This window comes from Kineothrix sp. MB12-C1 (genome assembly GCF_030863805.1).
Taxonomy (GTDB): Bacteria; Bacillota; Clostridia; order Lachnospirales; family Lachnospiraceae; genus Kineothrix.
Window position 1 is genome coordinate 2,480,868 of sequence record NZ_CP132957.1, and the last position, 12,240, is coordinate 2,493,107.

The window sequence follows — 12,240 nt, forward strand, 5'->3', positions numbered from 1 at the left end:
AAGCTGGCAAAGCAGATGGAGGATGGAAAAATATGGAGGTTGTCATGGAAGTGGCTATGGAAATAGAGCGAAAAGGTATTTGCAGAAAATGTCTGACAAGGGATATGGACAAACGGGAATACTTTGAGAATCTTCATAAATATATTGTGAATCTGGAAGAAGATATTAAGGTGGAACAGCTGGTTTATGAAAGGCGTCTAGCCGTCTGCCAGCACTGTGAGCTTCTGATGGATGGCATGTGCAGAGCCTGTGGATGTTATGTGGAACTGCGCGCCGCTATGCGCGTGAAAGCCTGCCCATATGAAAAATGGAGGGCAGAAAATGCATGAAAAAATTAAAGTATTTCAATTATATAGTAAATTCTAAAATAATTTAAATTAATATTGACATATATGTTATCGTATTGTACAATATGAACATAAGAAAACCGCAAAATAAAGAAAAGCATACAAAGTGCTTAATTTGTCAAATGGTACTAATGGTAAATATATGTATTTTACTAAAATATTTAACTATTTGTGCAATTTGAAATGAGCGGTTCCAGTCAATCAAATCAAGGAGGTAGGGAAATGAAGAAAAAGTTATTGGCTACAATTTTAAGCGTTGCATTGGCAGCGTCCTTGTTAACAGGCTGTGGTTCCGGTGCGGCTACGGGTGAGACGCCGGCGGCGGGTTCTTCCACAGAGGAAACAGCAGGAGAAGGTGAAGCGGCAGCGACGGAAGAAGGGGAAGTTGCAGAAGGTGAAGCGGCTCCGGAGGCAGTTACTACAGCGGGAGATCCTAACGGTACACATATGGAGATGTGGTCTTTCGTAGAACTTCACAATACATTCTATGCAGGAATGTTGGAGAAATGGAATGAGCAGAATCCAGACAGAACAATCGAAATTACATTTACAACATATCCTTATCCGGATATGCATACGAAATTATTAACCTCTTTAAATGCAGGAACGGGTGCTCCGGATCTCTGTGACGTAGAGGTTGGGCAGTTCCCTAACGTAGTAAAAGGTGTGGATACTTGGTTATATCCTATCGATGACGCATTGGCTCCTTATGCTGCAGATTTGGTACAATCTCGTATCGACACATATGCAGGATCAGACGGCAAACATTATGGTGCGCCTACACACGTCGGAGCGACGGTTATGTACTACAATGCAGAATTGCTTGAGTCTTATGGTATCGATTATACACAGATTAAGACATGGGATGATTACACTGCAGCCGGCGAAAAGTTATTGGAAGCTTCCAATGGTGAAGTTAAAATGACATCTGTGGATACGGCGGGCGTTGACTGGATGTGGGTTGCAATGGCAGAATATGGTGAAGATTGGACTGGCGGTTTCGAGGGTCCCTCAAACGTACAGCTTGAATCTGTAAAGAACATGCTTACAATGCAGCAGGGATGGTTAGATTCCGGTATCGCAATGGTATCTCCTGACGGTCATGTTGACTTGGAAGCCGGCTTCCAGAATATCTTAGACGGAAATATCGCTTCTTTCCCGAAGGCACTTTGGTTCATGAGCCGTTTCCTTAACTACATGCCGGAAGAAGAAGGAAAATGGGCTTTGGCTCCCTGCCCGGTATTCGAAGAAGGTCAGCCTCGTTCCGTTGGTATCGGCGGTACAGGTACTGTTGTAACGAATCAGTCTTCAGATCCTACTTTAGCAGCAGACTTTATCGCTTTTGCTAAATGTTCCGAAGAAGGTGCCAAGGGAATTTGGGAAGTATTAGGATTCGACGTTTGCAACAGCGCTATGTGGACAGATGAGTCTATCACGCATGATTCTAACAACGCATACGTTAATTTCTTCAGAACCAATCCTTATGACGTACTTAATGAAGTAAAAGACGAAATCGGTAAGATTAGCGTAGTGGCTATCAGCCCGACAATCAATGAGCAACTCTGCAATGTTACTTTGAATGATGTATTAGAAAATAAAATGGATGTAGATGAAGCATTACAGACTGCACAGGATGTAATCAGCCTAGAGGAATAATAGTGCGGAAATAAAATTTTTACACGCAGCTTTGTGCCTGCGGCTCAAAGGTTGCAGGCTATGGGAAAAGCATAGTTATTACAAGAGGGATTGCTTAGGAAGTGGCTTCCTGGGCAATCCCCTTTAGTTATATAATAGGAATAGTCGAGTTAATGGGGTTGTTAGGTAAGGAGTGTGATTGCGCATGAAAGTAAAGAAGTTTTTATATTCTCAGAGAGTGGCGCCTTATGTATTTGTTCTGCCTTTTATATTGAGCTTTTGTTTCTTTTGGATTTATCCGTTAATGAGTACGATTACAATGAGTTTCCAAGATATTCTCCCCACCGGGACCGAATGGATTGGGCTCAAAAATTATAAAAAGCTGATGATTGATACTACCTTTCATCAAGCCATCTTAAATAGTTTTCAGTATATGGTATTGACCATTGTTTTATTGATACCTTTTCCGATGGCATTTGCAGTGTTGATGGATTCCCGTCTGGTAAAAGCGAAGGGCGTATGGAAGGCGTTTCTTTATCTTCCGGCGTTGACTTCCGTTGTTATCTCAGGTACGTTATTCCGTTTGATGTTCTCCGAGTACAGCACAGGACAGTTGAATGTGATTACAAGTATTTTGGGGCTCGGTACTTTTAAATGGCTGAAAGTAAAAGCCACCGGACTTTTTGCTCTTGTATTAGTCTGTTGCTGGAGATGGACCGGTGTGAATATGCTCTATTTCTTATCCGGTTTAAAGGGAATTGATGGAGCTTTATACGAATCTGCGGAAATAGACGGAGCTTCCGGATTTCAGAAGTTTGCATATATTACAATTCCGCTTTTGAAGCCTACGACAATTTATGTACTTACGATTAGTATTTATGCCGGATTGGCGATGTTCATGGAAAGTTATATGCTATGGGCAGGTCCGGATTCACCGAATAACATAGGACTTACCATCGTAGGATACCTGTACAAACGCGGTATTGCTAAGAACCAGTTAGGTTATGGAAGTGCAGTAGGACTCGTGCTTCTTGGAATTGCACTTGTCATTAATGTTGTTCAGTTGATACTAAGCGGTACATTTAAGAAGGAGGAAAAATAATATGGCAAATACAAAATCCCCTTCCATAGATGACAAAATGGGTATGAGTAAAAAGAATAAGATATTGAGCTTTTTTGCTACAGCTTGGTTTGTAATGCTTTCCTTCGTTATTGTATTTCCTATTTTTGCCGGGTTGCTCGCTTCTTTTCGTCCCGGTCAGGAGCTGATTCGAAAGGGGCTTAGTATAGACTTAGATTTCTCCACTATGACATTGAATAATTATATCTATTTATTCAGTGGAAATGTGGACTCACAGAAATATTTTATGTGGTTTAAGAACAGTATGGTTCTTACTTTAATATCTGTTGTGGGAACTTTGGCTATTTGTTATCTCGTTGCATATGGGCTGTCCATGTATGAATTCCCTTTAAGAAGGATTCTCTTCTTCATGGTAATCGCAACGATGATGGTGCCTTTCGAAATATTGATGCTCCCATTATATAAGGAAATGATTACATTTAAACTTATCGATACGACTGCCGGAGTTGTGCTGCCCGGATTATGCGGTGCTTCTACCATATTCTTCTTCCGCCAATATATGATTGGTCTTCCGAAGGAGCTTCTGGATGCAGGACGTATAGACGGGGCGACTGAATACGGTATTTGTTTCAAGATTATGCTTCCGATTACGAAGCCGGCCTTTGCGGCAATGTCCATTCTCTGCGCGATGGGAGCGTGGAATAATATCCTCTGGCCGATGCTCGTATATAGAAGTGCTAACAAGTTCACACTTCCGATAGGTCTTAACACCTTGTTGACACCATATGGAAATAACTATGATGTCCTTATTGCCGGCTCCATGTTCGGCATCATACCGGTGTTTGTTGTATTCCTTTGCTTCCAGAGTTATTTCATCGACGGAATGACAGCAGGAGCAGTCAAAGGATAATTATTATAAAGCAATAAAAACACTCCATTACCTGAAAAGTCGTTGTATTGGCTGGAAACAGTCCGATACAGCGGCTTTTCGTTGTTGGTATAACTCATATATTTTCTTGGTATTTCATACGATACTCATTAGGAGATAATTTCATATAGCGCTTAAATGCTTTGGAAAAGGTGGCATAATCGCTGTAGCCTACGGAATAAGCGATATTCTGGATGGAGATACTATCTTTTTCCAGCATAATACAAGCCGATTTCATGCGATATGACATAAGATAATCTTGAGGTGTTCTTCCCGTGGCTTCTTTAAAAAGTCTTGTCATATAGCTCCGGTCGAGTCCGCATGCATAAGCGATATCATTCATATGTATGGGTTCGCTGTATTTGATATCGATAAAATTAATTATTTTCTTGATATAAGCTAATTTTGTATTGTGCTGCGTATGTATAGCATGCGTAGAGTGATGGATAATGTGATCGAATAACTCATAAATTTTGCCGATGCAGAATAGTTCTCTATTGTTGTTTATCAAAAGTTCCTGCATAACAGAAGCTATTCCATTGAAAGGTTCTGCTGGAAGAAATAATGGCTGTTCAATGGACATGCCTGATTGTTGGAAGAATTCTACTGTCTTAGGTCCGTCTAAATGTACCCAAACATAATCCCAGGGATCTGTCTGACTCGCTTCATAATAGGCGAGAGTATTTGGAAGAATAACGAAACCTTGGTGGGCAGACAAGATATATCTCTTATCATTTACAAATAAAGTGCCGCTTCCTTTCAGAATATAATGGAAAATATAATGCCCTCTCATAATAGGGCCGAAAGAATAGGAAGGAGGGCATTTTTGTTTTCCTATCTCATATAACTGTAAGTCATTACATTGATTATAATTCAAAAAGTAACATTCGTCGTAAGTTCTTATTTCGTTCATCGGTATCCCCCGTATCTTATAAAAAGTAAGTAAAAATGTGATTAATACGTCCATATTGTAACTTGATATGTTCCATTAGTAAATAGGATGATTAATATAAAGGTCACAAAATGACATATAGAAGTCATAACATGACATTTATAATACTAGAAATACATGATTAAATAATAGCATCAAAACAAATTATTTTTGCTGGGAGGAAGTAAAATGAAAAAAAGAATCATAAGTACATTGCTCTGCACGGCTATGCTTGCTGCGACGCTGGCTGGATGTGGTAATACGACTGATAGTGCGGCAACTGCTAATGGGCAGGAAGAAGTGAAGACAGAAGTAACTGTTGATGCTGCGAAAGAAACTCCATCCAAAGATGCAGTAACGATATCCTACGCTTGCTGGGATTCTAATCAGGCCAATTTAATCAGAACTATGGCAGATGAATTCGAAGCACAGAATCCTGATATTAAAATCGATATCCAGGTAAGCGGATGGAGTGATTACTGGACAGGCTTAGAGGCAGCGGGAACAGGCGGTTCTTTACCGGACACCTTTTGGATGCATTCCAACAATATTTACTATTATGGCGCCAATGATCAGTTGCTCGATTTAGGGGATTATATTGCGGGCAGTGATAACGTTGATCTTGCGAATTATCCTGAAGGATTAAATGAAATTTATAATATCGATGGTAAGCAGTATGCAGTACCCAAAGATTATGATACCATCGCCCTTTGGTATAATAAGACATTATTCGATGAGGCGGGAATTGGTTATCCTGATGATACATGGACATGGGATGACTTAAAAGAGGCTGCAAGGAAATTGACGAAGGATGATGGAAGTCAATATGGATTCTGCGCCGGTCTGCATAATCAGGAAGGATATTATAACTTTGTATATCAAAACGGCGGAGAGATCATTACAGGAGACAGGAAGTCCGGATACGATGAAGAAGCAACCATTGCTGGTATTGAAGAGTATTTTAGCTTTGTAAAGGAAGGCTTATCCCCTGAGATTTATGATGATCAGGCACGTGCGGAAGCAATTCAGAACGGGTTATGTGCAATGGGGCTATTCGGTTCATGGAATCTTTCCGGTTTTGCGGCATCTGACTTTATGAAAGAGAACTTTGACTGCGCGGTATTGCCAATGTCTAATGAGGGAGGCAAATCATCAATTTTCAACGGACTTGGAAATGCAATTGCTGCAACGACTCAATATCCGGATCAGGCATGGAAATGGGTTGAATATTTAAGCAGCAAGGAAGGACAGGAGCGCCAGGCAGAGCTTGGAGTTGCTATCTCAGCATATAACGGGACAGCAGATATGTTTACCGATGCGTATCCTATGTTCAATGCCAAATCTTATATCGATATGGTCGATTATGCGCAGATTCGCCCTTACTCCAATCAGACAAGTGTTTGGGAAGATAAGGCCTATGAATTGTTGAAGGATGCTTATGCAGGAAAAGAAGATACGGCAGACGCATGTATTAAAGTTGCGGAAATGATGAATCAAGCTATTTCAGAAGAATAAAAAAATAGATGCGGTAGTAGCAATGCTGCCGCATCTTTGTCGAGGTAAGAATAAATGAGAAGCAAAAGAATAACAAAAATAAAGAGTTCAAGGAAGACATGGAATGAATGGTGCTGGGGATGGGTGATGATATTTCCTACCATTGCCGGACTCCTTATATTGAATATCATTCCTATATTTGAAACATTTTATCTCAGTTTCTTTAAAAGTGGAGCATTCGGGAAGGGTAATATATTTATCGGATTAGAAAATTATAGAAAAATGTTTCAGGATGCTCAAGTATGGTATGCCGTGAGAAATACGCTGGGATATACTTGCCTTGTTGTTCCTGCAACAATTGTAATTGCTCTGCTTCTCGCCGTAGCGCTGAATGGAAAAATGAGAGGAAAAGGAATATACAGAACAATTTATTTTATTCCTATGGTAGCAGCGCCGGCAGCAGTAACTATGGTTTGGAAATGGTTGTATAATAATCAATACGGATTGATTAATTACCTATTGAATAGATTGGGAATCGATACTGTTAATTGGATAGATAATCCTAAGATAGCGTTGGTATCTGTTTCAATTATCGGTATTTGGAGCACGATAGGATACAGCATGGTTCTGCTTCTTGCAGGGCTGCAGGAGATTCCAAGGGATTATTATGAAGCATCTAATATTGACGGAGCCAGTGGTATTCGTCAGTTTTTTCATATTACGCTCCCGTTAGTGTCACCAACATTATTCTTTGTACTTGTTACAAGTATTATTACCTCAATGCAAGTATTTGATGTGGTTTATATGATGATTGGAGTTACAAACCCTTCTTATGATAGTACAGTATCGCTGGTTTATTTATTCTATAATAATTCCTTTAAATACTCGAATAAGGGATATGGATCTGCTATTGTTATGCTCCTGCTGCTGATTATTATGTTAATTACAGTAGTACAAGGGAAGCTGCAGAAGAAATGGGTAAATTACATGTAGGAGGATAGCGGATATGAAAAGAAGAAAGACAATTACCACCTTATTAATACATACGTTTTTAGTGTTAGGTGCTTGCATTATGATGCTGCCATTTTTATGGATGGTGATAACATCTCTAAAAACAATAAGTGAATCTACATCTATGAATCCATTCGTATTTTTCCCGAGGGAAGCACAATGGGATAATTACAAAACGGTAATTCAACAGAATGATTTTATACAGTTATATTTCAATACCTTTGCGATGATGGGCCTCCGTGTAATTTGTGCAGTGCTATTCAGTGCAATGGCAGCCTATGCATTTGCCAGACTGAAGTTCCCCGGAAGAGATTTTTTCTTTAGCCTAGTGTTATTTCAGATGATGGTACCGGTTCAAATTTTTATCGTTCCACAGTATTTAATGATTGATAGATTGGGGCTACGTAACACGATTTTCGCGCTGGTATTTCCTGGATTGGTAAGTGCGTTTGGAACATTTCTCCTGCGGCAATTTTTCATGGGGCTTCCAAAGGAACTGGAAGAATCGGCAAGGTTAGATGGGTGTAACATCGGTCAGACTTTTTGGAAAGTAATGCTTCCATTGACGAAATCGGGATTGATAGCATTGGCTATCTTTACTGCTCTTTTTTCATTTAAGGACTTAATGTGGCCGATGATAGTCAATTCTAACTCTGATGCAGCTACATTATCTTCAGCATTGGCGAAAATTTCAAGTGCATATTCTGTAAATTATCCACAGTTAATGGCAGCAGCAGTCTTGGCTATTTGGCCAATGATGCTGATTTACATTATTTTTCAGAGACAGTTTATTGAGGGAGTTGCAACATCAGGAGGAAAGTTATAGATGGCCATTATATTTTCGGAGCAAACGAGAGAGTTTCATTTATTTAATCACCAAATTAGTTACATTATGAAAGTATTGCCCAATGGGCAGATGGGGAATTTATATTATGGCAAAAAGATAAAACATAAAAATAATTATTCCTATTTGCTGGAAGGAGGACACCGTTCTTTGGCAGTGTACTGCGAGGAGAATGAGTATTTCTTCAGTCCTCAGTATACGAGGATGGAATATCCATGTACCGGAATGGGTGATTTTAGAGAGCCTGCTTTTGAACTTCTTCAGGAAAACGGAAGCAGAATCACCAATTTCCAATATCAGTCCCATATTATTTATAAAGGAAAGAATCGACTTTCAGGACTTCCGGCTTTATATGTGGAAGATGAGGACGAGGCAGAAACAATAGAAATTACCTTAACAGATTCCTTGTTAAAGGTAGATTGCATTTTACAATATAGCATATTCAGAGACTACCCTGTGATTGCGAGAAGTGTAAAGTTCTATAATCATGGCAATGAAAAAGTAACATTGGATAGGGTATTGAGTGCGAGTATCGATTTGCCGGATGCAGAATATGAAATGATTCAGTTGTCAGGGGCATGGGCGAGAGAAAGGGATGTTATATGCCGGAAGCTGAATGTGGGTGTGCAGGGAATTAATAGCAGGCGGGGAATTAGTAGCGCCGAACAAAATCCTTTTATAGCGCTTAAGCGCCCGGAAACGAATGAATTCTCAGGTGAAGCAATAGGATTCAGTTTGATTTACAGCGGGAACCATATGGAATCGGTGGAAGTGGATACCTGTAATATGTCGAGAATTCAAATAGGAATTCACCCGGAGGGCTTCTCTTGGCTACTGAAGCCGGAGGAATCGTTCCAAAGTCCGGAAGCGGTATTGGTGTATTCCGATCAGGGGATGAACGGAATGAGCCAGACCTTTCACAGAATCTATCGCAGTCGTCTGGTGCGTGGTCTGTGGAGGGATAGAGAGCGCCCTATCTTAATAAATAACTGGGAGGCTACCGGGCCGCAATTTACGGAGCGGCAAGTTTTGGATATTGCCTCAACAGCCAAAAAAATGGGAATAGAGCTCTTTGTTTTGGATGATGGCTGGTTTGGAAAAAGGGACGATGATAAATCAGGTCTTGGAGATTGGTATGTAACAGATTATGATAAGCTTCCGGAGGGAATAGAAGGGCTGGCTAAGAAGATTAATGCCATGGGTATGGATTTCGGCTTGTGGTTTGAGCCGGAGATGATAAATAAGGATTCGGATTTATTTAGAGAACATTCCGATTGGATTCTGTCAGCGCCGGGAAGGAAGGCATCCCCAAGCAGAAACCAATATGTATTGGACTTCACAAGCGAGAAAGTGGTGGAATATATCTATAACTTGATGGAGCGAGTGTTGATGAATGCTCCTATAACATATGTGAAATGGGATATGAACCGTTACCTTTCGGAAGTCTATTCCACCGCCCACAAGGCAGGGGAGCAAGGAAAAGTATTCCACAAGTACATACTTGGAGTTTATCGGTTGTATGAGCTCTTAATAGAAAAGTTTCCGGAAGTATTATTTGAATCCTGTTCCAGCGGAGGGGCCAGATTTGATCCGGGGATGCTCTATTATGCACCGCAGACATGGACCAGCGATAATACGGATGCAATAGAACGTATTAAAATTCAGTATGGAACATCTTTTGTATACCCTTTAAGCAGCATAGGAGCACATGTTTCCGAAGTTCCTAATCAGCAAGTAGGCAGAGTGACACCGCTGGAAACAAGAGGAAATGTGGCGCAATTCGGAATGCTCGGATATGAATTGGACCTGCAGAGGCTAACAGAGAGGGAGCGGCAAATAATAAAAGAACAAGTAGAGTTTCATAAGAAATATAGAAAGCTAATTATGAGCGGCGATTTTTATAGGTTGCAAAATCCGTTCGAAGGAAAAGCAGGTGCATGGATGGTAGTGTCGCAAGACAAGAACGAAGCGTTCGTTGGATTTTATAAAATATTGAGTATAGCCAATGAAGAATGGATACGCCTGAAGCTAACCGGCTTGGATGAGAACAAAAGATATATTTTGGATGAAGATGAGTCCGAATGGTTTGGCGGAGATGAATTAATGCATGCAGGAATGGTCATATGTAAAGAGGACCTGTGCGGCCGCGGGAGAGATTTTAGCTCGAGGATTTATCGATTAAAGTCTTGCATGGGCCAGGAAGGCTAGTATAAATTATTGTAAATAAGGATGCCGTAATAGTCTTTTACTAAAGGAAAGTAAAAATGAGAGAATATAAACAAAGAAAATGGATGTCTATAAAGGCAAAAGTGCTCGCATTGGTACTTGTATCAATAGCGTTCACGATAGCTATTGTTTTATCCCTGGTCATGTCCATTGTCGGAAGAAGTTATAATCAAATATTGCGGAATTATATGTCCGATGTATGTGATACGACAGGTGCCAATATCGATGAAGCTATTTCGAGAAGTATAGCGGCGAATATGGTACTTAATAAAGAGGCGTTGGAGAGATTAATAGGCAAAGTTCAGATTAATGGTGTTGAGTCCAGTTATGCGTATGTATTTTTGGCAGATGGAACAATGTTATATCATCCGGATTCAGATAAAATTGGAAAAGCAATAAAGAATGATTGGTCAGACAATCTTCTCTCGAATATTGCTACTCATGATATTCCTGAAAATGATGTAGTTATAATAACAGATGATGGAATAGAAAGATATGCCGCCTATTATATTATTAGGAATGCCACGGCTGTGCTTGTTATCACTGCGGATAAATCAGAGGTATTAAGTTCTGTGGATAGAATTTTTTCTTCAGTTGTTCTATGTGGAATTATCGCCTTTATAATAATTGGAATTATTGCCTATGGCATAGCAGAACATATTATCCGGCCATTATTAAAGCTTACATCAGTAATAAAACGATTTGCTATGCTAGATTTCACTGAAAAAGTACATAACTTGCAAATTACAAATCGTAAAGATGAAATGGGACAAATTGCAAATACAATCGATGAGCTCCGTGAAAGGCTAGTAAACATTGTTTCCCAGATTAAGCAGCAGAGTATGATTCTTTATGAAGCATCCTATAATTTGGATAATAATGCAGATTTAGCAGTATCTTCGGTAAAATGTGTGGAAAAAGCAATAGATGAAATTGTGGCAGAAACAACAAATCAGGCTGATAAAACGGAAAGTGCAACGGAAGATATCGTTAATATTGGCAACCTGATCAGAGGTACCAATTCCGAAGTAACCCAGTTGATACAAAAAATGAATCTGATGAAAGAATCGATTGATGAAGCTACGAACACTTTGGATGAGTTGAATGATATAAATAAACACGCAATTAACTCGATCGGAGTGATATATGAGCAGACAAACACAACGAATGATTCCGCCATGAGAATTCAGGAAGCAACTAAAATAATTGCTGCTATCGCTGAAGAAACAAATCTATTATCGCTAAATGCCTCAATTGAGGCAGCGAGATCCGGGGAAACAGGAAGAGGCTTCGCGGTCGTAGCTTCCCAGATAAAGAAACTTGCAGAACAATCAAGTGCGTCAGCTCAGCAAATTGAGAATATAATCAAGGTTCTAATTAGTAATTCTCAAAAAGCAGTTCTTACAATGAATGAAGTAAAGATAATTATGGAAAAGCAGAATAAAAATGTAGCGGAGACAGAAAGGATATTTGAAAAGATACTCGATGGGATAAGTCATTCATTTTTATCTGTGAATAAAATTGCATCTAGCTCCTCACAGCTAGATGAGGCGAGGGGCTGTGTTACACAAGCGGTTCAAAGCTTGGCAGCAATTGCCAGAAAAAATGCAGAAAATACAGAGGAAACATCGGTATCCGTTAGCGAGTTCAGGAATACGACCCAAGAAGTCAAGGATAATTCCCATCAGTTAAAAGTTGTTGCTGACATATTAGAAAAAAATATGAGCATGTTTCAATTATAAA

At 39.8% G+C, this 12,240-nt stretch carries 10 protein-coding genes; 9 read left to right on the plus strand and 1 reads right to left on the minus strand.

Features of this window, described 5'->3' with window-relative positions; genetic code table 11:
* The first annotated feature begins 32 nt into the window (after positions 1-32).
* The 4 genes from RBB56_RS11620 to RBB56_RS11635 all read left to right on the plus strand — a co-directional run bounded on the left by RBB56_RS11620 (position 33) and on the right by RBB56_RS11635 (position 3,973).
* Positions 33-329 (plus strand): DUF6171 family protein, encoded by a 297-nt coding sequence (locus RBB56_RS11620; RefSeq protein WP_306719120.1) that lies wholly within the window; start codon positions 33-35, stop codon positions 327-329.
* Between the two features lie 240 nt (positions 330-569).
* The gene (locus RBB56_RS11625) at positions 570-2,003 is read left to right on the plus strand and encodes an ABC transporter substrate-binding protein (RefSeq protein ID WP_306719121.1); all 1,434 of its coding nucleotides are present in this window, start codon (positions 570-572) and stop codon (positions 2,001-2,003) included.
* Between the two features lie 184 nt (positions 2,004-2,187).
* A complete protein-coding gene (locus RBB56_RS11630) occupies positions 2,188-3,084 on the plus strand; it encodes a carbohydrate ABC transporter permease (protein ID WP_306719123.1) in 897 nt (298 codons plus the stop codon).
* Between the two features lies 1 nt (position 3,085).
* The gene (locus RBB56_RS11635; RefSeq protein ID WP_306719124.1) at positions 3,086-3,973 is read left to right on the plus strand and encodes a carbohydrate ABC transporter permease; all 888 of its coding nucleotides are present in this window, start codon (positions 3,086-3,088) and stop codon (positions 3,971-3,973) included.
* 94 nt (positions 3,974-4,067) lie between these two features.
* Here RBB56_RS11635 and RBB56_RS11640 read toward each other — a convergent pair whose 3' ends face one another.
* Positions 4,068-4,904 carry an AraC family transcriptional regulator gene (locus tag RBB56_RS11640; RefSeq protein ID WP_306719125.1) on the minus strand — a complete coding sequence of 279 codons (837 nt, stop codon included), beginning with the start codon at positions 4,902-4,904 and terminating at the stop codon, positions 4,068-4,070.
* Between the two features lie 207 nt (positions 4,905-5,111).
* Here RBB56_RS11640 and RBB56_RS11645 point away from each other — a divergent pair, with 207 nt between their 5' ends.
* Genes RBB56_RS11645 through RBB56_RS11665 form a run of 5 tightly spaced genes read left to right on the plus strand, consistent with a single transcriptional unit; the run spans position 5,112 to position 12,239 of the window.
* Positions 5,112-6,437, plus strand: coding sequence for an ABC transporter substrate-binding protein (locus RBB56_RS11645; RefSeq protein ID WP_306719126.1), 1,326 nt, complete (start codon positions 5,112-5,114; stop codon positions 6,435-6,437).
* A gap of 54 nt (positions 6,438-6,491) precedes the next feature.
* Entirely contained in the window at positions 6,492-7,409 is a 918-nt protein-coding gene (locus RBB56_RS11650; RefSeq protein WP_306719127.1) for a carbohydrate ABC transporter permease, read from the plus strand.
* 13 nt (positions 7,410-7,422) lie between these two features.
* Entirely contained in the window at positions 7,423-8,253 is an 831-nt protein-coding gene (locus tag RBB56_RS11655) for a carbohydrate ABC transporter permease (RefSeq protein ID WP_306719128.1), read from the plus strand.
* Positions 8,254-10,479 carry an alpha-galactosidase gene (locus RBB56_RS11660; protein ID WP_306719129.1) on the plus strand — a complete coding sequence of 742 codons (2,226 nt, stop codon included), beginning with the start codon at positions 8,254-8,256 and terminating at the stop codon, positions 10,477-10,479.
* A gap of 56 nt (positions 10,480-10,535) precedes the next feature.
* Complete coding sequence (locus RBB56_RS11665) at positions 10,536-12,239, plus strand: methyl-accepting chemotaxis protein (RefSeq protein WP_306719130.1); 1,704 nt, start codon at positions 10,536-10,538, stop codon at positions 12,237-12,239.
* Position 12,240: the final 1 nt, after the last annotated feature.